Source organism: Pigmentiphaga sp. H8 (assembly GCF_003854895.1).
Lineage (GTDB): Bacteria > Pseudomonadota > Gammaproteobacteria > Burkholderiales > Burkholderiaceae_B > Pigmentiphaga.
In genome coordinates this window covers 5,431,509-5,454,072 of sequence record NZ_CP033966.1, presented here as the reverse complement: position 1 = coordinate 5,454,072, position 22,564 = coordinate 5,431,509, and the positions used below count along the sequence as shown (strand labels likewise).

Here is a 22,564-nt window from a genome sequence, read left to right as displayed (position 1 = left end):
CCGCCCTACGCGTAGAGCCGGGTCGGGTTGTCGATCAGGATCCGGCGCGCCAGCGGTTCGCTGCCGGTCCAGGCAAGGAAGGCATCGAACAGCCGGCGCGTGCCGGGCCACGGATCGATGCGGATGTGGGGCCAGTCGCTGCCCCAGACGAGCTGGTCGGGATTGGCCTGGACCAGCGCGCGATGGAAGGGGCGGCCGGGCTCCAGGTCCGGTGCCTTCAGCAGGCTGCGGTAGGCCGACAGCTTGACCCAGGCCTTGCCTTCGCCCAGCAGCCGGACCAGTTGCTGGAAACCCGCGTCGTTCGTGCCCGCGTCCACGTCGAAGCTGCCCATGTGGTCGATCACGACCGGGCAGGGCAGGCTTGCCAGCAGGGGGGCGATGCCGGGCAGCGCCTGGCAGTCGGTCCAGAGCTCGACGTGCAGGCCGGCATCGGCCACCGCGTGCGCCATTTGCCGCAGGTCGTCGATCGAGGCGCTGCCGGCGAAATTCCCGGCCGTGCCGCCGCGGTGGCTGTAGCGCAGCGCGCGCACGCCACGTTCGCGCAACGTGCCCAGATCCAGCGGCGTGCCGGGCCGCGCGACGATGACGCCGCGCAGGTGGTCGTGCGCCGACAGCGCGTGGAACAGCAGCGCATAGTCTTCCCCATACGCGCTGGGATGCACCAGCACCGCATGCGACAGCCCCTGGCTGGCCAGCATGGCCGAGTGGTCCGCGATCAGCGCCTCGGGCGGGGTGTAGCTGCGTTCAGCCGCCAGCGGAAAGCGGTCGTAGGGGCCCAGCAGGTGGTTGTGGCAATCCCAGCCCGTGATCGGGGTAACCTGTCGCGCGGTGTCGCTCATCGGGCCTTGCCCCATACCGCCGGGTCGTCCTGGGGCAGCGGAAAGGCGGCGACGACGCCGGGTTCCAGCGGGATCTGGTGCGCGTTCAGCGTCATCGCCACCAGCGTGTAGTAGCCGACCAGCGCGGTCAGTTCCACCAGGGTGCGCGCGCCGAAGCGGGCCAGCGCGGCGGCATAGGTGGCGTCGGACACCGACCGGTGGGCGTTCAGCTCGCTGGCGTAGCGCACCACCAGCGCGTCGTCCGGCGTCAGTTCAACGGGGATGCGGCGCTCGCGCAGCGCCTCGATGACCCAGGCTTCCACGCCCGCCTTCTCGGCCTCGGTCTTGTGGGCGGCCCACTCGAAAGGCGAACTGCAGGCCCGCGCGGTGACCAGGATGGCCAGTTCCGACAGCCGGGGCGGCAGCGTGGTGTCGTAGCGCAGCAGCTCGCCCATGGCCGACCAGCGGTCGGCCAGCTCGGGGTTGTACAGCGCGGCGCGCAGCGGGCCCCGCAGCCGGCCACGCTTGCCGGCGATGACTTTGTCGTGCACCCGGCGCTGTTCCGGGCTCATGGTTTCGGGCGTGGGCAGGTCGATTCTCGGCATGGACTCCTCTCGTCTTCGCCGCATTATCGGGCGCGGCGCCCGCGCGCGCTATGGCGCGGGGCGCATAGCAGCCTTGACCGCGCCCGCCTTTGCGCGGGTTGCGCGCGCGCCTAGACTCGCTGCGTACCCTGCCCACGACCACGATCTTTTCCATGAACGAATTCAAGCAACTGCAACTGCGGGTGGATGGCCACATCGCGCTGGTGACCCTGGACAGCCCGCCGGTCAACGCCCTGACCCGCGTGCTGAACGACGAACTGACCGCCGCGCTGGACTGGATATCCGAGACGCCCGACATTCGGGTGGTCGTGCTGACGGGGGCGGGCAAGGTGTTCTGCGCCGGCGCCGACCTGAAGGGCCGGGCCGACGTGATCAAGGGGCCGGGCGACCTGCCCGCGCACCTGCGCCGCACCCGCGAGTGCTTCCACGCCATCCGCGAATGCGCCAAGCCCGTGGTGGCGGCGATCAACGGTCCGGCGCTGGGATCGGGGCTGGCCATGGTGGCCTCGGCCGACGTGCTGATCGCCTCCGAGCGCGCCACGCTGGGCCTGCCCGAAGTGGACGTGGGCCTGCTGGGCGGATGCCGCCACGCAATGCGCCTGTTCCCCCATTCGCTGCTGCGGCGCATGATGCTGACCGGCTACCGGGTGCCGGCGGCAGAACTCTACCGGCTTGGCATCGTCGAGGCCTGCACGGCGCCGGAAGACCTGCTGCCCGCCGCCATGGAAATGGCCGGCGTGATCGCCGCCAAGAGCCCCGTCTCCACGCGCATGGGCAAGCACACGCTGAACACCATCGAGGACATGAGCCTGCGCGACGGCTATCGCTACGAACAGGACATGACCGCGATCATCGCCACCACCGAGGATGCCGCCGAGGCGCAGGCCGCGTTCCGCGAGAAGCGGGCGCCGGTGTTCAAGGGGCGGTAGGAGCCTGGCGCGGGGCGCGGCGTCCCGCGATGCGCGGGCGGGTATAAACTCGTCTTCTTTTCCTGGACGAGCGCCGCTTGCGATGCAGCATCCCAAAGCCACCAGCATCCAACTGGACGTCACCGCCAGCCTGCAGAAATGGCGAGCCTTCCTGGCGATCGGTGAACTGGGCAGCCTGACGCGCGCGGCGCTGTTCCTGAACAGCAATCAATCCTTGCTCAGCCGGCAGTTGAACGCGCTCGAACGCGAGTGCGGCACGCGGCTGTTCGTGCGCACCGGCCGGGGCGTGGAGCTGTCGGACGTGGGGCAGCGCATTTTCCCCCAGGTGCGGGCGCTGCTGGCCGACGCCGAGCAACTGGAAAACGAGATCCGCGAGCAGGCGCGCGACGCCAGCGGCCGCGTCACGCTGGGCACGCTGCCGTCCATCGGCCACCATCTGGTCGGTCAGCTCTTCACCGAGGTGCGGGCCCGCTATCCCGGCGTCAACCTGAAGGTGCTGGAAGGGTCGAGCGGCCAGGTCGAGGAATGGCTGGTCGACGCGCGCGTGGACATCGGCATCCTGTACCGCTACGGCGGCACGCTGCCCGAGCACGAGCAGTGCCTGGCCACCGTGGACAGCTACCTGATCGGACCCGCGGGCGATCGCCTGACCGCGCAGGAGGAAGTGCCCTTTCGCAGCCTGCACGAGCTGCCCTTCATCCTGCCCAGCGCGCCCAACGGGCTGCGCACGGCGCTCGATTCCATGGCGCGCCAGGAACACATCACGCTGGCCCCGGTGATCGAGGCCGATTCGTTGCCGCTCCAGGCCTCGCTGGTCGCGCGCGAGCGGCTGTACACGGTGCTGCCGCTGCACGCGGTGTGGACCGAGGTCGGCAAGGGCGAGGTGCAGGCCGCGCGCATCGTCGACCCACCGTTCCAGCGCGCCGTCGCGCTGGTCTTCGCCAAGACCAAGGGGCCGGCCAAGGCCGTCTCGGCCATCGCGGGCCTGATCGGCGAGATCGTGGACAGGATGGCGCGCGACGGCATGTGGCGCACCGATCGCTAGGAGGAACCCGATGCCGTCCCAACCCGGCAAGCTCTATCTCGTCAGCCTGGGCACGGGGGATCCCGACCTCCTGACGCTGCGGGCCGACCGCATCATGCGCGAGGCCGACCTGGTGCTGGGCCAGGCCGATGCGCCCGCCCGTTACCCCGAGCAACTGGCCGGCAAGCGGTTCATGGAAGCCGGCCACGGCCTGTTCACGCCCATGGCGAGGCGCCGCGCCTCGCGGGAAGAGGTCGAGGCCGAAGAGTCGCCGCGCCGGCAGGCCATCCGCGATTGCGTCGCGGCGGGCGGCACCGTGGCGGTCCTCACGCAGGGCGACCCGACGCTGTACGGACCGCAGGTCGGCTACCTGGATGCGTTCCGCGACCTGGCGCCCGAGGTCGTGCCGGGCGTCTCCAGCTTCGCTGCGGGCAACGCGGCGCTGGGCTGTGCCGTGACGGGCGGCGGCACCAGCCAGTCGGTGATCCTGAGCCTGGGCAAGAACGCCAACGAAGGCTATGGCGGCAGCGACCGCCTGTCGGTGCTGGCGCAAAGCCGCAGCGCGCTGGTCCTGTTCACGATGCGGACCGACCTGGCCCGGGTGGTGGAGGAACTGCGCGCCGGTTATCCGGGCGACACGCCCGTGGCCATCGTCTGCCATGCCGGACGCGCGGCGCGGCAGCAGGTGCTGCGCGCCACGCTGGATACGCTGGTGGACGTGGCGGGCCGGCATGAACTGCCGTTCGAGCACCTCGTCTACGTCGGCGATTTCCTGGAGCGCCCCGCGGGCGACTACCAGGACGGCTGATGGGCCAGCGGGACGTCCTGGCCGTCCCGGGACGATTGCAGCATGGCCAGGCAGATCTCCAGCGTGGCCCGGGCCCAGCGGCCGTCGTGCCGGGGCGGCAGCCCCTGCCGCACGGCGGCCACCAGTTCGTCGATCACTTCATGGCGCGGCACGGCCGGGCTGTCCAGCGGCACCCATCGTTTCGCTTCGTCGGCGTGGATCGCGATGCCGTCGGGAAGCGGCCGCAGGTCGGCATGGTCGCAGGACACGATGATGGGGCCGAAGTGCTGGTAGGCGCGGGCCGCGTCGTTGTCGGCCGGCGGCTTGTAGGCCGATCCGCCATAGGTGCCGGCGGCCTTGGCGCGGGCCTCTTCCTCCGGCGAGGCGACGGCGGCCAGCTTGCGCCGCGCGGCGCCGTAATCGTCGGGCGACTTGCGGTTGCCCATCTCGCCTATCCAGCCCGTCCATTCGTCGGAATCGAAATGCGCATAGCCGTTGTAGGACAGCGAGGCGTAGGCGCCCGACTCGAACCACAGCATGGCCGAGTAGGCGCCTTCGGTGACGCGGCGCGGATCCCAGTTGCCGACCGCGGCGCGCAGGCGCGTGGGCGGCGAGCCCGCCAGCAGCCGCACGATGTCCACCTGGTGCGCGGCCTGGCTGAAGATGGCGCCGCCGCCTTCGGCCGTGACCAGTTCCTCCGGCCGGCGCGGACGGTAGAGATAGTCGGTGTAGTTCAGCGCATGGATCATGCGCACCTGGCCGAACTCGCCGCTGGCGATCAGCTCGCGGGTCTTCAGGTAGGGGGTGTCGAAGCTGTGGCAATGGCCCACGATCAGGTGCACGCCGGCGCGCTCGCAGGCCGCGATCATGCGATCGCATTCGTCCATGGCCAGCGCCATGGGTTTTTCCACCAGCACGTGCTTGTCGTGCGCCGCGGCGATCTCGGCATGGCGGGCGTGGAACTGGTGGGGGCTGGCGACGTAGATCGCGTCCAGCGACGGATCGGCCGCCAGCGCGTCGATGTCGCCGTGCACCGGCACGCCGAAGTCGCGCGCGAACTGCGCGCGCGCGGCCTCGCGCGGATCGCAGGCCGCCGCCAGCACGATGCGCGCATCGCCCAGGAAGGTCGGCAGCATCAGCGAAAAGGCGCGTCCCAGGCCGGCTACGCCCAGCCGCAATGGAGCAATTGACATCCGTCTTCCTTCGAAAATCCGTGGCCTGACCCAGGGCACAGCGGATCCGGCTTTGCCGGTCCGCCAGTGCCGCCCCCTGGGGGGCGCGCGTAAGCGCGTAGGGGGGGGCTATACCTCGTAGTTGGAGTCGAGTCGTTGGGCGGCGGGCACGTCGTCCCACACGTGGGACACCTTGTACTCGCGCCAGTCGACCGACTTCGGCACGATGGCCTGGAACGAACAGATTTCCCCGGGAATGGCGTTCTCGCCCAGCGCGATGGGCGCTTCGCCCGCCGCGAACTCGTCCAGCGCGGTCAGCATCCGGCGGCGGAACTCGACGATGGCCAGGTCGCTGGTGCCCAGCCTTTCCTCGGACCGGTCGGCCAGGGCGCCCATGGTTACCCACATAGCGATGTCCTGGTTGGGGAAGCCGGTGATGCCGGTGAAGTTGCCCGCCTTCATCGCCTGGCGGTCCTGCCAGAAGCGGTTGTCGTGGTTGCGGTGCGGCCGGTAGCGGTCGTCCACGTCCGGGCCGATCTGCGCGCGCAGGAACTTGCGCCAGGTCTCGGTATCGGGCGTCTTGGCCGGATGGCCCCAGGCCAGGAAGTAGAACGCCGTGTTCGTGTCGTCCATGGGCACGTTCACGTTGGCGACGTTGTACAGGTTATTGGGCGGCACCAGCACGGTGAAGGGCGCGACGAACACGGTCGAGCGCACGTAGTCCTGCGTGTCGGCCTCGAAGATCGGCCGGCGGATGGCGGCGTAGCGAAAGCCATAGGGCGTGCGCTCGACCTGCAGGCGCGGCGCCTTGTCGGTGGACGGACGCAGCCAGTTCTTGTCGGTGGCTTCGGCGCCGCTGACCTTGGCCGGCACGAAGTCCGACGAGTGCAGGCTGGAGCTGTGGGCCGAATCGATCGCGCCTTCCAGGACCTGCGCCCAGTTGCAGGGCAGGATGACCTTGGCGATGCTGACCTTGGCGTCGCGGGTCGGCGCCCAGGGCGGGGGAACGAACTCGGGCGCGTCTTCCTCCTTGCCCAGGAACACCCAGACCATGCCGCCCCACTCGCGCGTGGGATAGGCCTTGGTGCGTACCTTCGAGGCCATGGGGCTGGTCTCGGGCTCGGAGGCCATGTCCAGCACCTGTCCGGTCACGTCCATCTTCCAGCCGTGGTACAGGCAGCGCAGCCCGCCTTCCTCGTTGCGGCCGTAGACCAGCGAGACCCGGCGGTGCGGGCATTTCTCGTCCAGCGCGCCGATGCGGCCCTGGGTGTCGCGGAACACGACCAGGTCCAGGCCCAGCAGACGGGCGTGCACCGGCGCGCCGTCCGGCTCGGCCACTTCCTCGACCAGGCACAGCGGCAGCCAGTGGCGGCGCATCAGCGCGCCCATCGGGGCATCGCCCTCCACGCGGCACAGCCGCTCGTTTTTTTCATGCGACAACATGCTGTTTCTCCTTCAATTCTCTGGCTTGATGCCCGCGGCCTTGATGGGGCCGGCGTAGCGGCGGGCTTCCTCATCGATGGCTTGCGCGTATTCGGACGGCGTTCCGCCCACGGGTTCGATGCCCAGCCCCTGCAATTGCTTGATGACCTCGGGCTGCTTGACCACCTTGGCGACCTCGGCGCTGAGCTTCTGCACGATGGCCGGGGGAGTGCCGGTGGGCGCCAGCACCCCGACGGTGACGGCGAAATTGAAATCGGGAACGATCTCGGAGATGGCCGGGACGTCGGGCGCCAGGGTCGAGCGCTTGAGCGAGTTCGTGGCCAGGATCTTGGCCTGCCCCTTTTGCGCGAACCCGGACAACGAGGGCAGCGCGGCCACCACCAGGTCCACCTGCTTGCCCACCAGCGCGGGCACGGCCTGGCCCGATCCCCGGAACGGGACATGGTCCAGCCGCAGGTTCAGCGCGCTTTTCAAGGCTTCCATCGTCAGGTGGTGGCTGCTGCCCACGCCCGAGGAACCGTAGGTGATGCCGGTGGGGCTTTTCTTGGCCAGCTCGACGAATTCCTGCAGCGTGCTGGCGGGGAAGTCGGGGCGGGCGGCGATGAACAGCGGCGAGGTCGCCACCAGCGAGACCGGCACGAAATCGCGCTTGGGCTGATAGGCGAGATCCTTGTACAGCGACGGATTGATGGACATCATCGAGCCGTCGGTCACCAGGAAGGTATAGCCGTCGTGCGGGCTGTTCATCAGCGTTTGCGCGGCCACCACGCCGTTGGCGCCGGGCTTGTTCTCGACCACGAAGGACTTGCCCATGTGCTCGGTCAGGCGCTGGCCGATGATGCGGGCCACCGTGTCGGGCAGGCCGCCGGTGGCGTAGGGCACGATGAAGCGGACGGGACGCGAGGGGTAGTCGGCCGCGTCGTCGGCGCTGGCCAGCGCCGGCGCACAGCCCAGCAGCGCGGCCAGGCCCAGGCGGGTGGCCGCCGTGGCGGCATCTCGGACGAAACGGTGTACGGAATGGGTCATGGAGGTCTCCTGGGGGTGGATGTCCCGGTCATCCGGGTACACTGGTTTTATTAGAGCTATAAGAATAATATTAAAGCTCTAAGTATTTTTCAAGCCCCCGTTTCGGCGGTACCGGACGGGTATCATTTGCGCGAGCACAGCCCCCCCGGAAGACCATGAGTTCCGCCGAAGACACCCGCAAGATCCTGGAGCACTGGCAAAGCGCGGCGCCCAACGACCGCCTGGCCCACCTCGTCAAGGACGCCACGCGCGCCTTCGTCCGCGCGTTGCAGATGAGGCTGAACGAGCATCACGTCTCGTTCGGGCACTGGGCCTTCCTGCGCATCCTGTGGGTACAGGACGGCCTGACCCAGCGCGAACTGAGCGACGAGGCGGGAGTGATGGAGCCCACCACCTACAGCGCGCTCAAGGCCATGGAGGCCCTGGGCTACGTCGAGCGCAAGCACCTGCCCGGCAACAAGAAGAATATGTACGTGTACCTGACGGACCGGGGCCGCGAGCTCGAGCGCAAGCTGATCCCGCTGGCCGAGGACGTCAACCGCATCGGCATCCGGGGGCTGACGGCGGACGAGATAGGCGTGGCGCGCAAGGTGCTGCTGGGCATCATCGCCAACCTGGCCGAGGACGAGGAAAAGGCCGAGGAGCGCAGCCTGCGCATCCCGTCCACCCGTGAGTTGTCGCGCCGGGTGTCCGAACGCGTGGAGCGCCAGCGTGCCCGCGCGCCCCGGCGCGAGACCGAGGTCCGGACGCAGGCCGCCGGACCGCGCCAGAAGCGGGCCGTCGCCCATGACGAATGAGGCGCGGGCCGGGGCCGCCCTGGTGTGGTTCCGGCGCGACCTGCGCAGTTTCGATCACGCCGCGCTGTACCAGGCGCTGATGCGTCACCAGAAGGTGTATTGCGCCTTCGTCTTCGATACCAACATCCTCGATGCCCTGCCCGACCGCGCCGACCGTCGCGTGGAATTCATCCACGCCAGCGTGCTGGAGCTGGACCAGGCGCTGGATCGCCTGGCGCGCGAGGCGGGCGCCGCGGGCAGCGGCCTGATCGTCCGGCACGGCGGCGCGCCGACGTGCATCGTCCGCCTGGCGCGGGAGCTGGGCGTGCGGGAGGTCCTGGCCAACCGCGACTACGAGCCCGACGCCATCGCGCGCGACCAGCGGGTGGCGCGGGAGCTGGCGGACTGCGGCATCGTGTTCAGCGACTACAAGGACCAGGTGGTGCTGGACCGGGACGAGGTGCTGACGCAGCAGGGCCGGCCCTGCAGCGTGTTCACGCCGTACAAGCGCGCCTGGCTGCAGCGGGCCGACGGCTTCCAGCTCAAGTCCTATCCGGTCGAGCGCCATGCCGCGCGCCTGGCGCCCAAGCCCGCCGGCGAGCATCCGCCCGCCCTGGAGTCGCTGGGCTTCCTGCCCACCAATCTTTCCGCGCTGGCGCTGCCTACCGGCATGCGGGGCGGCCGCGAGCTGTTGCGGGATTTCGGGCGCCGCCTGGCGCGCTATCACGAGACGCGGGACTATCCCGCGCGCAAGGGCGTCTCGTACCTGTCCACGCATCTGCGCTTCGGCACCGTGTCCATCCGCCAACTGGCCGCGCTGGCGCGCCGCCATGGCGGCGAGGGAGCGCAGGCCTGGCTGTCGGAACTGGTCTGGCGCGAGTTCTACCAGATGATCCTGTGGCACCACCCGCACGTGGTGCAGGGCTGCTTCAAACCGGCCTTCGACCGCCTGTCCTGGGACGACGCGCCCGAGCTGTGGCAGGCCTGGTGCGAGGCCCGCACGGGCTACCCGCTGGTGGATGCCGCGATGCGCCAGCTGCACCAGACCGGCTACATGCACAATCGCCTGCGCATGGTGGCGGCTTCGTTCCTGACCAAGGACCTGGGCATCGACTGGCGCCGGGGCGAGCGGCACTTCGCCCGGCACCTGAACGATTATGACCTGGCGGCCAACAACGGCGGCTGGCAGTGGGCGGCTTCCACGGGCTGCGACGCGCAGCCGTGGTTCCGCATCTTCAATCCGGTCACCCAGTCCGAGAAGTTCGACCCCGACGGGAGTTTCATCCGGCGCTACGTGCCCGAGCTGGCGCGCGTACCCGACCGGCACATCCATTTCCCCGCCGCGATGCGGCCGGTGGATGCCGAGGCGTGCGGCCTGCGGCTGGGGCGGGACTACCCGCTGCCCGTGGTGGACCATGCGCGGGCGCGTACCCGCACGCTGATGCGCTTCGAGGCGGTGAAGGAGACGCCGGGCGGCCCGTGACGCCACGGGCCGCCCGCCGTCCGCTTTACTTCAGCTTCGCCAGCAGGTCGGCGAACTTCGCCTCTACCTTCTGCCGCAGCTCGGGCGTGGCGCAGGCCACCGGCGGAAAGTCCTTCAGCATTTCGAAGGGCCGGCAGGCATCGATCACCGCGCGCGAGTTGGTGGCGGTCCCGCGCGGAATGCGTGGATCCAGGGGCCCGCTCCAGGCCTTGCGGATGAATTCGATGTCCTCCACCGGATCGCAGCGGGTTGACATCGCCCAGACGACGTCGAACAGATTGGTGGGGTCGACGTCCTCGTCGACGACCACGACGAAGCGTCCAAGGTAGGACCCGGACTGACAGTTCGCCGCCAGCATCGCGGCCTGCCGGGCATGCCCCGCGTACGCCTGCTTGATCGAAATGATGTTGAACAGGCGCGCCGCGCCGGCTTCGTGGCACCAGACGCCCTTGACGCCGCTCAGCCCCGCGCGCTCGACCTCGTCCCAGATCATGCCGGCCTTCATGACGCACTTGGAGAACGAGAAGTCCGATGGCGGCCGCAGCGGCGTGGCCATGGTCAGGATGGGATCGTTGCGGTAGTAGACCCGCTGGATGCGCACCACCGGCTGGTTGCTCTTGCCGCCCGCGTAGTAGCCGGTGAACTCGCCGAAGGGCCCCTCGGGCAGCGTGTCGTCCGGATACATCTCGCCTTCCAGCACGATCTCGCTGTGGGCCGGCATGGGCAGCTTGTGCACTTCGCTCAGCACCACGTCGAAGGGCAGGCCGCGATGGCCGCCGGAGTAGTCGTACTCCGACAGGCCGAAGCGCAGTTCGTTGCCACCGGCCAGGAACAGCATGGGATCGTGGCCGCAGGAAATCAGGACCGGGCAGGGCTTGCCCTGCTTGAAATACTTGTCGCGGATCTGCCGCCCCTGTTTGCCGGGCGAGGTCCACAGGCCGACCTGGTTGCGGCTGTGCGCCATCGACCGGTAGGTGCCGATGTTGATCCAGTCCAGTTCGGGATCCCGCATGATGACCAGGTCATCCGTGCCGATGTAGCGGCCGCCGTCCAGCTCGTGCAGGAAGGGGACGGGGAACTTGAAGATGTCGACGTCGTCGTCGCGGTCGATGTTCTCCAGGATAGGACCGGTTTCCACGACGCGCGGCGGAATGGGTTCGTGGCGCTGCATGCGGTCGCGATACGACTGGACCACGTCCATCGGCCCACGGGGAACGGGGAAGCCCAGCGTCAGGGCCAGCCGCGCCGACGAGTTCGATGCGCCCGACAGCAACCGGAAGCCGGCCGGGTAGCCCGGGATGTTGTCGAACAGAATGGCGGGGGCTTCACCGTGCTGGGAGCCGTGGATGATCTCCGCCAGGGTGCCGACTTCCAGGTTCCAGTCGGCGCCCGAGACGCGCAGCAGTTCGCCTGCCTTGTCGACGCGCTCCAGCAGTTCCCGCAGGTCCTGGTGGGGACGGTCGTAGTCGTTCCATGTCTTCTGCATTCTTGTGTTCCTAGTCTGCCGTGATGTTTGCCGCGCGTACGACGGGGGGCCAGCGTTTGAGCTCCAGGCCCAGCGTGTCGGCCATGCGGGCGGGCGTACCGCCGGCCGGTTCGATGCCCACCTTGGCCAGGCTGGCCACCACGTCCTTGTTCTTCAATGCCTCGTTCGCTTCCGCGTTCAGCTTGCGGACCACCGCGTCGGGCGTGCCGGCGGGCGCCAGCAAGCCGTACCAGACGTCGACCTGCACCTGGTCGTAGCCTTCCTCGCGGAAGGTCGGCACCTGGGGCAGCGATGGCGCGCGCTGGGCGCTCATGACGGCCAGGACGCGCAGCTTGCCTCCCTGGACCAGGGGCTGAATGGTGTGCAGCGGAACGATCATGGCCGAGACGTGCCCGCCAGCGAGATCGTTGACCGCGCCGCCCGCCGACTTGAAGGGGACGTGGAACAGGTCGATGTGCGCTTCCTGCTTGAACAGCTCCATGGCCAGGTGCTGCGGGGTGCCGTTGCCGGGCGAGCCATAGTTGATCGTGCCGGGCGCGGCCTTGGCCTTGGCGACGAACTGCTTGAGCGTCTCGGCGGGGAACGAGGGGGGCACGGCCAGTGCCAGCGTGCCGGTTCCCAGCAGCGCGATGGGGGCGAAGTCCTTGACCGGATCGTAGGGCAGCGTGCGGTTGACCGCCGCGTTGGTGGCGAAGGTCGTCGCCGCCACCAGCAGCGTCGAGCCGTCGGGCCGCGAACGGGCGACGTGGTCGGCGCCGATGTTGCCGCTGGCGCCGGGGCGGTTGTCGACCACCGCGGCGGTGCCGGATTTCGCCGCCCATTGCTGGCTGACGGTGCGGGCCAGGATGTCCGGCCCGGTGCCGGGCGAAGAGGCGACCACGATCGTGATCGTGTTCTGCGCGGCGGTGGCCGCGGCCGGCAGCGTCGCCACCGTCCAGGCCGCCAGGGCCGCAAGCGGCGCCGCCCACCGGCGGCGTAACGACCGTATCCCAGTCTCCATGGCGCTTGTCTCCTCTTATCGTGCATTTTTCTGGAGGGAGCATTACAGCGCCAGACGATTTATTATTCCAGAGAGTTATTCTCATTCATTGATGAGGTTGACCAATGAGTTTCCACGCCTCGCTGGGGAATCTGTCCCTGAAGCAGCTGCGGGCCTTCGTCTGCGTGGCCGAATCGCGCAGCTTCACCTCGGCCGCCACCCTGCTCAACCTGTCCCAGTCCGCGGTCAGCCTGCTGGTACGCGAGCTTGAGTCGGAGCTTGGGCTCAAACTGCTCGACCGGACCACGAGGTCGGTGCGCATGACCGAAGCGGGAGCCGAACTGCATCCCGTCGCCGCCCGCGTCCTGCAGGACCTGGGCGCGGCCATCGCCGGTTCGCGCGAACTGGCCGACCGCCGCCGGGGACGCGTGCGCTTCGCCTGCTCGCCGCTGCAATCCTCGCTGCTGGTGCCGCGCCTGATCGGCACGTTCAAGGCGCGGTATCCGCACATCACCATCGTCCTGCGCGATACGCCGGGCGGCGAAATCATCGATCTTGTCGCCAGCGGCGAGGTCGATCTCGCGCTGGGCGTGCTGCCGGCCGATACGCCCTTCGTCGCCGCGGAACCCCTGCTGACCGACGATCTGCTGCTGATCCATCCCCGCAGCTACGGCTGGGGGCCCCGGCGCCGTCCAACGTGGAAGGACATCGCCGCCCATCCCTTCATCGCGCTGGGGGAACACAACTCCACCCGCTACCTGGTCGACTACCATGCCGCGCAGGTCGGCGTGCGGCTTACGCCCGCGTGCGAAGTCGCGTTCGTCTGGACCGCCATCGGCATGGTGGATGCCGGGCTGGGGCTGTCACTGATTCCCGGCCATGCGCGGCCCATCGTCCAGAAGTTCGCCGACGTGGCGATGCAGCCGTTCGAGCCGCAGCGGATCAAGCGTCCGATCGCGCTGATGCGGCATCGGCAGCGGACCTTGTCGCCGGCGGCGGAAGCGTTCGCCGATTTCCTGCGCGAGAACTTCCCGCGCCACGACCGCAGGACGCCGGCCGCGCGGTCCTAGCTCCAGTCCTTGCCCGCGGTGCGGTAGATCCGGTCGCGGCGTTCCTCGATCACTTCGAGCAGGGTGCGGGTGAATGCCTCCAGCACGGCGGGCTGCTCGCGGCCGCGCTTGATGATCAGATGGAAGTCCAGCGTCAGGACGGGATCGGTCAGCAGCGCGGTCGACACCTGGAACTCCGTGCCGATCGGGGCGGCGAACGTCGGGATGATGGTCGGCCCCACGCCGGCCGCCGCCATGCCGATCAGGGATTCGAGCCGGTTCATGCGGATGCCGTCGGTGCGCGCCATGCCGCGGGCGGCGCGGCACTTGTTGATCTGCTGCTGCAGGTCCTGCGCCGGATGGAGTTCGACGAAAGGCACCGCCGGCAGTTCGTCCCAGCGTATCCGCTTGGCGTTCCTGCCTTTCGCCCTGGAGCGGAAGGGCGCCGCGCGGGATTCCAGGTACACGAAATCGAATTCGAACAACGGCCGGCGCGAGACCTCCAGGACCCGCTTGGGGAAGACGCCCAGCCCGCAGTCGAGTTCGCCGTTCTGCACCTGGCGTTCGACCTCGGGTTTGGGCAGGTCCAGGATGTGGAGATCGAGCGTGGGCTGGGTCTTGCGCAGGCGCATGTAGACGTGGGGCATGACGCTGGCCGAGAAGATGGGCGGCACGCCCACGCGCAGCGTGCGGCGGCGCGTCTCGGAAAGCTGGCTCAGGACGGGCGCGATGGTCTCGACCTCGTCCACGACCTGCTGCGCGACTGGCAGCAGCCGTTGCCCCGCCGCCGTCAGGCGGACCGATCGCGTCGTGCGTTCGAACAGGCGGCACGAGAGCTGGCCTTCGACGTCCTGCATCATCAGGCTGAGCCCCGGCTGGCTGATGTGCAGCTGTTCCGCGGCGCGCGTGAAGCTTCGTGTCTGCACGATGCAGAGGAACGCCTTGAAGTGCCGGATACTCAGATTCATAAGGTCAGAAAATCAATAGATATAAGAGATATATTAGACAAATTAACATGCGGTTCCTAGAATCTGCCGCATACACAAAACGCCCGGAACATGCGCCGTTCCAGGCCCTTTCCCATCTCCCCCTCCGCTCCGGCAGGAGCGTCGCGGTTCGGCTTCGAAGCGACAAGCCGAAGGGACCCGGCTTGTCCGGCGCAAGGCTGGGCCATCGATCACGAGCAGAGGAGACGACATGAGCGACGCCTGGAACGACGAGCGGGAAATCCGGCAGTTGGTGGAACGATGGGCGGTGTGGCGCGATGCCGGGGACTGGGAACGGTTCGCCACCGTCTGGCATCCGGAGGGCGTCATGATGGCCACCTGGTTCCAGGGGCCTTACGCCGATTTCATCCGCGTCACGCGCGAAGGGTGGGACAAGGGCGTAAGCATTCTTCACTTCCTGGGCGGCTCGGCGGTCGAGGTCCAGGGCGACCGCGCCATCGCCCAGACCAAGATGACCATCTCGCAGCGCGGCCCCATCGATGGCGTGCCGTGCGACGTGGTGTGCACGGGCCGCTTCTACGACTTCCTGGTCAGGCACGAGGGCCGGTGGCAGTTGCTGCATCGCCAGCCCATTTACGAGAAGGACCGCGTCGATCCGGTGGATCCCGGCGCCAAGCTGACGCTGGGCCAGGACGAGCTGGCGCGGATGCCCGAGGGGTATCGGCACCTGGCCTACATCCAGACCCGCATCGGCTACCGGGTCAAGATGGACATGCCCATGCTCAAGGGCGAGGCAGTGGAGACGCTGTACCGGCGCGGCGCGAGCTGGCTGGCCGGCGGTCCGCTGGAGCGGTGACGCAAGGAGACAGCAAATGACCAACTCAATGTTCCCGCGCCGTACCTTGCTGGCGGTGTCGCTCGCCGCCGCGCTGCTGCCCTGGACGGGCGCGGCACGGGCCGCGTGGCCCGAACGGCCGATCACCATCGTCGTGCCCTACACGCCGGGCACCAGCATGGACACCCTGGCGCGCACGATCAGTCCCAGGCTCGCGCAGCGGCTGGGGCAGCCCGTCATCGTCGAGAACCGCCCCGGCGCCAGCGGCAACATCGGCACGGGATACGTCGCCAATGCCGCCGCGGACGGGCACACGCTGCTGATGACGGTCAGCACCTTCGTGATGAACCCCAGCCTTTTCAAAAGCGTGCCCTACGACCCGCTGACCAGCTTCGTCCCGGTCGGGCAGGTGGCGGTCGGCGCGCTGGTGTTCGCGGTGAATCCGGCCTTCCCGGCCGCCACGTTGGACGAGGCGGTCAAGGCCTTCCGGTCCAGGCCGGGGCAGTACGCCTACGCCTCGCCGGGCAAGGGCACGCCGCAGCACCTGGCGATGGAATTGTTCAAGCTGCATGCCGGCGTGGACATCATGCACGTGCCCTACAGCGGATCGGCCGGCGCCGTCACGGACCTGCTGGGCGGGCAGGTGCAGGCCATGATCCTGCCGGCCAATACCGCGCTGGGACTCAAGCAGTCCGGCAAGCTGCGCGTGCTGGCCGCCACCCAGCCGCGCCGCATCCAGGTGATGCCCGACGTGCCCACGCTGGCCGAACAGGGCGTGCGCGGCGCCGACGTCGACCTGTGGTTCGGCATGCTGGCCCCCGCCAGGACGCCCCAGGCCATCGTGACGGCCCTGAACCGCGAGATCAACCAGGTACTGGCCACGCCGGACATCCAGCAAAGCCTGGACAAGCAGGGGCTGACCGTCGCGTCCGGCACGCCCGAGGCTTTCGGCCAGCTGGTTTCCACCGAACACGCCCGTTGGGCGGATGTGATCAGGAAGGCCCGCATCAGCGCGGATTGAACGACATGAAGAAAGACCAGAAACCCCGAATCATCATCGTCGGCGCCGGCATCGGCGGCCTGACCGCCGCCGCCAGCCTGCTCAAGCGCGGATTTCCCGTGCGCGTGTACGAACAGGCGCCCGCTCTGGGCGAGATCGGCGCCGGCATCCAGTCCAGCGCCAACGCGGTCAAGGTGTTGTACGACCTCGGGCTGCGTGAGGAGCTCGAGAAGACCGTGGTGCGGCCGCTGGCGTTCGAGTTCCGGCGCTTCGACACGGCCGAGATGATGCATCGCATCCCGCTCGGCGCGCAGCATGAACAGGCGAACGGCGCGCCGTACTTCCACATCCATCGCGCCGACCTGCACGAGCTGCTGGCGAAGGCGGTGCTGGCGCTGGACCCGGAATGCATCGCGCTGAACGCGCGGGCGGAAGGCTTCGACGAGACCGCCGACGGCGTCACGCTGCGGCTGGCCGACGGCACGCGCGCCACGGGCGAGGTCCTGGTGGGCGCGGACGGCATCAAGTCGGCCATACGCGCGCAGATCCTGGGGGCCACCCCGGTCAGCTACACCGGCGACATCGCCTGGCGCGCGGTGATTCCGACGGACCGCCTGCCCGCCGGCATCATGGATACCGTGTCCACGGTCTGGTGCGGGCCGAAGAAGCACGCCGTGATGTATTACCTGCGCGCCGGCAAGCTGATGAACTTCGTCGGGCTGGTCGAGCATGCGCAGCCCGAGAACGAATCGTGGACGCAGCGGCGGCCCTGGGCCGATCTAAAGGCGGACTTCGAAGGCTGGCATCCCACCATACAGACGGTGATCGACGCCATCGACCGCGATGGCTGCTACCGCTATGCCTTGAACGACCGCACGCCGGTGGACAACTGGAGCACCGGCAGGGCGACGCTGCTGGGCGATGCCGCGCATCCCACCTTGCCTTACCTGGCCTCGGGGGCGGCCATGGCCATCGAGGACGGCGCGGTGCTGGCGCGCTGCCTGGACGAGCATGGCAGCGTCGCCGGCGCGCTGCGCAGCTACCAGAACAGCCGCATGGACCGCACCGCGGCCGTGGTGCGCGAATCGGCCGAGAACCGCGATCTCTACCGCATCGAGGACGAGAACGAGATGCGGCAGGCCTTCCAGCGCAAGGACATGAACAAGAGCCGCGCGCAGTGGCTGTATTCCTACGATCCGCTGACGGTAGCGCTGGCGGGAGACTGAGGAGCCGACATGCGATACCTGTACCTGACGTTCGCCGCCGCGTGCTGCGCGGCCAGCCTGCCCGCGCAGGCACAATCCGGCCCGCCGACCACCATTGTCGTCGCGACGTCGGCGGGAACGGGCGTGGACGTGATCGCCCGTGTGCTGGGGCGGCAGCTGGCGGCGCAGATGGGGACGCCGGTCATCGTCGAGAACCGGCCGGGCGCCAGCGGCAACATCGGCGCCGACCACGTCGCGCGCGCCGCGCCCGACGGCCGCACGCTGCTCCTGGCCGCCACCACCTTCGCCACCAACGCGGCGGTCAACCGCACGCTGCCCTACGATCCGGTCAAGAGCTTCGCGCCCATCGGCCTGCTCAGCACCGGCGCGATGACCCTGGCGGTGGCGCCGACGCTCAAGGCCGCGTCGGTGCCGGAACTGATCAAGCTCGCCAAGGCGACGCCCGGCGCCATCAACTATGCGTCTCCCGGCAATGGCACGCCGCAGCACCTGGCCATGGAGCTGTTCAAGCTGGAGGCCGGCGTCGATCTGTTCCACGTGCCCTACAAGAGCACCGCAGGCGCCGTGACCGACCTGGCCGGCGGCCACATCTCGGCCATGGTCGTGCCGATAGACACCGTGCTGCCGCTGGCCACGGGCGGCAAGGTCAAGGTGCTGGGGGTGATGAGCGCCGGGCGTTTCCCCGGCCTGCCGGACGTGCCCACCCTGCGCGAGCAGGGCCTGCCCAAGGTGGAGGTCGGTGTCTGGTACGGACTGCTGGCGCCCGCCGGCACCCCCCGGAGCGCCGTGGACCGGCTCAATCGCGAGGTCAACGAGGCGCTGGCCCGTCCCGAGGTCGTGGCCACCCTGCGGCAGCAGGGCATCGATCCGGCCGGGGGTTCGCCCGAGCGGCTGGCCGCGCACCTGCGCGCGGAACTGGCGCGCTGGCAGGCGGTGGTGAAGGCGGCCCGCATCAGCGTGGACTGAGAACAATCCGAGAAAGGAGCGCCGCATGTACGGCATCAGCCAGGAAATCATCGATCGTGTGGTGGCCCGCCGCGGCCGCCTGCATGCCTACGAGAGCATCGCCGCGGCCAACACGGCCCTGGTGGTCATCGATCTGCAGAATTACTTCATGAAGCCGGAGTATCCCAGCTCCGTGCCCGCCGCCCGCGAGATCGTGCCCAAGGTCAACGAGGCCGCGCGCGTGGTGCGCAGCCGCGGCGGCACGGTGGTCTGGGTCTCGACCTCGTCCGACGGGGCGGAAAAGTTCTGGTCCGTCATGCACGACCACCTGCTGACGCCGCAGCAGGAGCGTGGCCGCAGGGCCGGGCTCAAGCCGGGCAGCGACGGCTTCGCCCTGTGGAGCGGCCTGGAGGTGGAGCCGCAGGACCTGCAGGTCACCAAACGCACCTTCAGCGCCCTGGTCCACGGTTCGTCGCCGCTGGAGTCCGACCTGCGCGGACGTGGCATCGATACGGTGCTGATCGCCGGCACGGTCACCAACGTGTGCTGCGAGTCCACCGGACGCGACGCCATGATGCTGAACTTCAAGACCATCATGCTGGCCGATGCGCTGGCGGGAAAACTGGCGTCCGCGCACGTGGCCGCGCTGTCGGGATTCATCGAGAACTTCGGCGACGTGATGCGGGTGGAAGAAATGGCGGCGCGCCTCGCGTAGCGGCCAGGGAGACGGAAAACCATGAGAAAGATCGACATCTACAGCCACATCATGCCGCGGCGCTACCTGGACCTGATGAAGGAGCATGCCAAGGATCCGGGCCTTATCAAGCGCATGAGCAACCTGCGCATGCTGTGGGACATGGACGCCCGGATGGAGATGCTGTCGCAGTGGCCGGAAGTGCAGCAGGTGCTGACCCTGGCGCTGCCGCCGCCCGAGGCCCTGGGCAATGCCGACCAGTCGCCCGGCTTCGCCCGCGTGGCCAACGACGACATGGCGGCCATCGTGGCGCGTTCGCCCCAGGTATTTCCCGCGTTCGTGGCGGCCCTGCCCATGAACAACGTGCCCGCCGCGCTCGAGGAAATGGATCGGGCCGTGACGACGTTGGGCGCGCGCGGCATCCAGGTCACCACCAGCGTCAACGGCCGTCCGCTGGACGATCCGGAGTTCTTCCCCGTGTTCGAGCGGGCGACCAGGGTCCACGGCATTCCGGTCTGGATGCATCCGTTCCGCCCGGCGTCGCAGGCCGACTATCCCGCCGAGGACAAGTCCCGGTTCGAGATCTGGCAGGTCCTGGGCTGGCCGTACGCGACCAGCGTGGCCATGGCGCGCATGGTGTTCTCGCAGATGTTCGACCGCCTGCCGGAGCTGCGCATCATCACGCACCACTGCGGCGCGATGATTCCCTACTTCGGCGGCCGCGCCGAGACGCTGTGGGCCCAGCTGGGAAGCCGCAGCGTCGAGGACGACTACAACGGCCTGCTCGATCGCATGGCGAAGAAGCCCATCGACTACTTCAAGATGTTTTACGCCGACACCGTGCTGGGCGGCTCGGCCTCGGCCCTGCGCTGCGGGCTGGACTTCTTCGGCAGCGACAAGGTGGTGTTCGCCAGCGACTGCCCGTTCGATCCCGAGGAAGGACCGATGTTCATCCGCGAGGGCATACGCTCGATCGAGTCGCTGGATCTTGCCGAAGACGACAAGAAGAAGATCTACCTGCTGAACGCGCTCAAGCTGCTGGGGCTGGAGGAGGACTTGAAGTAGGGAGGGGAGCCGGCGAAAGGGCCGGCTCCCAGCTAGTCGACCGACGCGGCGTAGGCGGCCAGGTCCTTCAACAGGACCGACAGGCTGCGGCTGCCGACTTCCTTGACCATCTCTTCCTGGGCCACCGCCACGGCCCGCCCGAAATCATCCAGCCACGCCAGCCCCGCGGGCGTGAAGCGCACGATGCGGGCCCGCTTGTCCGCCGGATCGGCCACGCGTTCCACCAGGCCCAGTTCCTCGCATTGTCCTATCAATTCGTTCATCGCCGCGTTGGTCATGGCCGAGCGCCGGGCCAGATCGGTGATGCGCGTGCCCTCCAGGTCCAGGTGGCGCGTCAGGTTCACGTGCCAGCGGCGCGTTTCGGCGTGTCCCGCCTCGGTCATCAGGTCCATGACGCGCTGCTCGAAGCGGCGCAAGGCACTGTTGAGCACGCGGCCGGGATTGTGGGTGCGCCAGCGGTAGGCGTTGCTATCAAGGGTTTTCACGGGATCGAATCGGATTGTGCGGGGTTATTTGCTTTGGTAACCTAAATAAATCGAACCGGGCCACCCGAAGAAGGATACATACGATGCTTGACGGCGCACAGTCTACTGTCCGGGGGCCGGCCCGGCTCGAGGTCGATGTGCTGGTCGCCGGGGGCGGCCCGTGCGGACTGATGCTGGCGAACGAATTGGGGCCGCGCGGCGTGCGCTGCCTGGTCGTGGACGCCAAGCCCGGCACGGCCTTCAATCCGCAGGCCAATGCCACCCAGGCCCGCACCATGGAGCACTTCCGCCGGCTGGGTTTCGCGCACGAGATCCGGGCGTTGGGACTGCCGGCCGACCATCCCACGGACATCGCCTACTTCACGCGCTACGCGGGCCACGAGCTCGCGCGCATCAAGCTGCCCACCGCCGCCGAGGCCGCGGTGCGGATCAAGACGATGACGGGCTCCTGGAGCGCCGCCGAACTGCCGCACCGCGTGTCGCAGAAATTCGTCGAATCGGCGCTTCGGCGGCATGCGCAGGCCTGGCCGTCGATCGACCTGCGCTATGGGTGGGCCTTGAAGCAATTCCGTGAAGAGGACGATGGCATCGCCGCGCGGGTGCAGCCCATGGAGGGCGGCGAACCCGTGGAGGTGAAAGCGAAGTTCCTGGTGGGCGCCGACGGCGCGCGCAGCTTCGTCAGGGGGCAACTGGGGGTGGAGTGGGGGGGAGAGACGGGCATCCAGCGCGAGTTCATGGGCGGCAAGATGTTCGCCATCTACCTGCGCTCGCCCGACTTCCTGTCCAGGCTGCCCCATCCCAAGGCCTGGATGTACGTCGCGGTCAACCATCAGCGGCGCGCCTTCATGGCGTCGGTGGACGGCGTGGCCGAGTTCGCCTTCCATGCGGCGGTCCACCCCGGAGAGAACCCGGAAAGCTGGACCGAGGCGGACGCCCGCCGCATCTTCGCCGAAGCGGTGGGGATGGACGTGCCGATGGAGATCCTGTCCATGGGCACCTGGCTGGCCGGCCACGCGCTGGTCGCCCGGCGCTTTCGCCGCGGCCGCGTGTTCATCGCCGGCGACGCGGCGCATCTGTTCACGCCCACCGGCGGCCTGGGCTACAACACGGCGGTCGAGGATGCGGTGAACCTGGCCTGGAAGCTTGCCAGCGTGCTGAAGGGGCAGGCACCGCCAGCGCTGCTGGACAGCTACGAGGCCGAGCGCAGGCCGCTGGCCGAGCGCAATACCGGCTTTGCCCGGCGCTTCGCCGATTCGGTGGGCCTGTTCCAGGCCAGGGCCGTGCTGGAAGCGGACACGCCGCAAGGCGAGGCCGAGCGCGCGGCGGCCGCGCGCCACCTGGACGAGCATGCGCGGCTGGAGTTCAACATTCCCGGCGTCACGTTCGGCGGCCGCTACGACGGCTCGCCCATCATCGTGGGCGACGGCGTGCCGCCGCCGCCGGACGAGCCCAACCAGTACATTCCTACCGCCAGTCCCGGCGGCCGCCCGCCGCACATGTGGCTGGAGGACGGCCGGTCGCTGTTCGACCTGTTCCACCGCGAATGGACGCTGCTGGTGCTGGGCGAGGACGAGGCGCCGCACGCCGGCTTCGAGGCCGCCGCGCATGAACTGGCCATCGACCTGACGCCCGTCCGGCTGGCCTCACCCGCGCTGCGCGCGTTGTACGAAGCGCCGCTGGTGCTCATCCGGCCCGACCAGATCGTCGCCTGGCGGGGGGGCAGCGCCGACGAGGCGCGCGCCGTCCTGGAAAGGGTGACCGGCCGCCGGGCTTAGATCGGCGCGCATCGC

At 68.8% G+C, this 22,564-nt stretch carries 22 protein-coding genes; 13 read left to right on the top strand and 9 right to left on the bottom strand.

Annotation, left to right across the window (positions count from 1 at the left end; all coding sequences use genetic code 11):
* Positions 1-5: 5 nt before the first annotated feature.
* Complete coding sequence (locus EGT29_RS25740) at positions 6-839, bottom strand: amidohydrolase (protein WP_124691664.1); 834 nt, start codon at positions 837-839, stop codon at positions 6-8.
* Positions 836-1,423 (bottom strand): carboxymuconolactone decarboxylase family protein, encoded by a 588-nt coding sequence (locus EGT29_RS25735; protein ID WP_124691663.1) that lies wholly within the window; start codon positions 1,421-1,423, stop codon positions 836-838. The genes EGT29_RS25740 and EGT29_RS25735 overlap by 4 nt, the downstream gene beginning before the upstream one ends.
* A 152-nt stretch (positions 1,424-1,575) precedes the next feature.
* Here EGT29_RS25735 and EGT29_RS25730 point away from each other — a divergent pair, with 152 nt between their 5' ends.
* The 3 genes from EGT29_RS25730 to EGT29_RS25720 all read left to right on the top strand — a co-directional run bounded on the left by EGT29_RS25730 (position 1,576) and on the right by EGT29_RS25720 (position 4,184).
* Positions 1,576-2,352 (top strand): enoyl-CoA hydratase/isomerase family protein, encoded by a 777-nt coding sequence (locus EGT29_RS25730; protein ID WP_124691662.1) that lies wholly within the window; start codon positions 1,576-1,578, stop codon positions 2,350-2,352.
* 82 nt (positions 2,353-2,434) lie between these two features.
* On the top strand, positions 2,435-3,397 hold the full coding sequence (locus tag EGT29_RS25725; RefSeq protein ID WP_124691661.1) for a LysR family transcriptional regulator: 963 nt from the start codon (positions 2,435-2,437) through the stop codon (positions 3,395-3,397).
* Positions 3,398-3,407: 10 nt separating this feature from the next.
* Positions 3,408-4,184 (top strand): SAM-dependent methyltransferase, encoded by a 777-nt coding sequence (locus EGT29_RS25720; protein WP_124691660.1) that lies wholly within the window; start codon positions 3,408-3,410, stop codon positions 4,182-4,184.
* On the opposite strand, the gene EGT29_RS25715 is transcribed toward EGT29_RS25720, so the two are convergent.
* From EGT29_RS25715 to EGT29_RS25705, 3 genes are all read right to left on the bottom strand, one after another.
* Positions 4,169-5,356: a Gfo/Idh/MocA family protein gene (locus tag EGT29_RS25715; RefSeq protein WP_124691659.1), complete on the bottom strand. Its 1,188-nt coding sequence runs from the start codon at positions 5,354-5,356 to the stop codon at positions 4,169-4,171. The genes EGT29_RS25720 and EGT29_RS25715 overlap by 16 nt on opposite strands.
* A gap of 108 nt (positions 5,357-5,464) precedes the next feature.
* On the bottom strand, positions 5,465-6,778 hold the full coding sequence (locus EGT29_RS25710; protein WP_124691658.1) for a Rieske 2Fe-2S domain-containing protein: 1,314 nt from the start codon (positions 6,776-6,778) through the stop codon (positions 5,465-5,467).
* Positions 6,779-6,790: 12 nt separating this feature from the next.
* Positions 6,791-7,804, bottom strand: coding sequence for a tripartite tricarboxylate transporter substrate binding protein (locus tag EGT29_RS25705; protein WP_124691657.1), 1,014 nt, complete (start codon positions 7,802-7,804; stop codon positions 6,791-6,793).
* A gap of 155 nt (positions 7,805-7,959) precedes the next feature.
* On the opposite strand from EGT29_RS25705, the gene EGT29_RS25700 reads away from it, so the two are divergent.
* Together EGT29_RS25700 and EGT29_RS25695 are read left to right on the top strand one after the other, a co-directional pair.
* Entirely contained in the window at positions 7,960-8,601 is a 642-nt protein-coding gene (locus EGT29_RS25700; protein WP_124691656.1) for a MarR family winged helix-turn-helix transcriptional regulator, read from the top strand.
* Positions 8,591-10,063: a deoxyribodipyrimidine photo-lyase gene (locus EGT29_RS25695; protein WP_124691655.1), complete on the top strand. Its 1,473-nt coding sequence runs from the start codon at positions 8,591-8,593 to the stop codon at positions 10,061-10,063. Before EGT29_RS25700 ends, EGT29_RS25695 begins: the two co-directional genes overlap by 11 nt.
* A gap of 25 nt (positions 10,064-10,088) precedes the next feature.
* On the opposite strand, the gene EGT29_RS25690 is transcribed toward EGT29_RS25695, so the two are convergent.
* Entirely contained in the window at positions 10,089-11,549 is a 1,461-nt protein-coding gene (locus EGT29_RS25690; RefSeq protein WP_124691654.1) for a UbiD family decarboxylase, read from the bottom strand.
* A 10-nt stretch (positions 11,550-11,559) separates the two neighbouring features.
* Entirely contained in the window at positions 11,560-12,549 is a 990-nt protein-coding gene (locus tag EGT29_RS25685; protein WP_124691653.1) for a tripartite tricarboxylate transporter substrate binding protein, read from the bottom strand.
* A 104-nt stretch (positions 12,550-12,653) separates the two neighbouring features.
* On the opposite strand from EGT29_RS25685, the gene EGT29_RS25680 reads away from it, so the two are divergent.
* Positions 12,654-13,598, top strand: a complete 945-nt coding sequence (locus EGT29_RS25680; protein ID WP_124691652.1) for a LysR family transcriptional regulator — start codon at positions 12,654-12,656, stop codon at positions 13,596-13,598.
* On the opposite strand, the gene EGT29_RS25675 is transcribed toward EGT29_RS25680, so the two are convergent.
* Positions 13,595-14,545 carry a LysR family transcriptional regulator gene (locus EGT29_RS25675; protein WP_124691651.1) on the bottom strand — a complete coding sequence of 317 codons (951 nt, stop codon included), beginning with the start codon at positions 14,543-14,545 and terminating at the stop codon, positions 13,595-13,597. The genes EGT29_RS25680 and EGT29_RS25675 overlap by 4 nt on opposite strands.
* 229 nt (positions 14,546-14,774) lie before the next feature.
* On the opposite strand from EGT29_RS25675, the gene EGT29_RS25670 reads away from it, so the two are divergent.
* The 6 genes from EGT29_RS25670 to EGT29_RS25645 are packed head-to-tail and all read left to right on the top strand — an operon-like array spanning position 14,775 to position 20,289.
* A complete protein-coding gene (locus EGT29_RS25670) occupies positions 14,775-15,380 on the top strand; it encodes a nuclear transport factor 2 family protein (protein WP_124691650.1) in 606 nt (201 codons plus the stop codon).
* Positions 15,381-15,396: 16 nt separating this feature from the next.
* Complete coding sequence (locus EGT29_RS25665; RefSeq protein WP_238160208.1) at positions 15,397-16,380, top strand: tripartite tricarboxylate transporter substrate binding protein; 984 nt, start codon at positions 15,397-15,399, stop codon at positions 16,378-16,380.
* Positions 16,381-16,385: 5 nt separating this feature from the next.
* Positions 16,386-17,585, top strand: a complete 1,200-nt coding sequence (locus tag EGT29_RS25660; RefSeq protein WP_124691649.1) for an FAD-dependent monooxygenase — start codon at positions 16,386-16,388, stop codon at positions 17,583-17,585.
* 9 nt (positions 17,586-17,594) lie between these two features.
* Positions 17,595-18,551, top strand: coding sequence for a tripartite tricarboxylate transporter substrate binding protein (locus EGT29_RS25655; RefSeq protein ID WP_124691648.1), 957 nt, complete (start codon positions 17,595-17,597; stop codon positions 18,549-18,551).
* Positions 18,552-18,576: 25 nt separating this feature from the next.
* Positions 18,577-19,245 (top strand): cysteine hydrolase, encoded by a 669-nt coding sequence (locus EGT29_RS25650; RefSeq protein ID WP_124691647.1) that lies wholly within the window; start codon positions 18,577-18,579, stop codon positions 19,243-19,245.
* 21 nt (positions 19,246-19,266) lie between these two features.
* The gene (locus EGT29_RS25645; protein WP_124691646.1) at positions 19,267-20,289 is read left to right on the top strand and encodes an amidohydrolase family protein; all 1,023 of its coding nucleotides are present in this window, start codon (positions 19,267-19,269) and stop codon (positions 20,287-20,289) included.
* 32 nt (positions 20,290-20,321) lie between these two features.
* Here the strand turns inward: EGT29_RS25645 and EGT29_RS25640 are convergent, their stop codons facing one another.
* Positions 20,322-20,774 carry a MarR family winged helix-turn-helix transcriptional regulator gene (locus EGT29_RS25640; protein WP_238160207.1) on the bottom strand — a complete coding sequence of 151 codons (453 nt, stop codon included), beginning with the start codon at positions 20,772-20,774 and terminating at the stop codon, positions 20,322-20,324.
* A gap of 83 nt (positions 20,775-20,857) precedes the next feature.
* Here EGT29_RS25640 and EGT29_RS25635 point away from each other — a divergent pair, with 83 nt between their 5' ends.
* Positions 20,858-22,549, top strand: coding sequence for an FAD-dependent oxidoreductase (locus EGT29_RS25635; protein ID WP_124691645.1), 1,692 nt, complete (start codon positions 20,858-20,860; stop codon positions 22,547-22,549).
* Positions 22,550-22,564 lie beyond the last annotated feature (15 nt).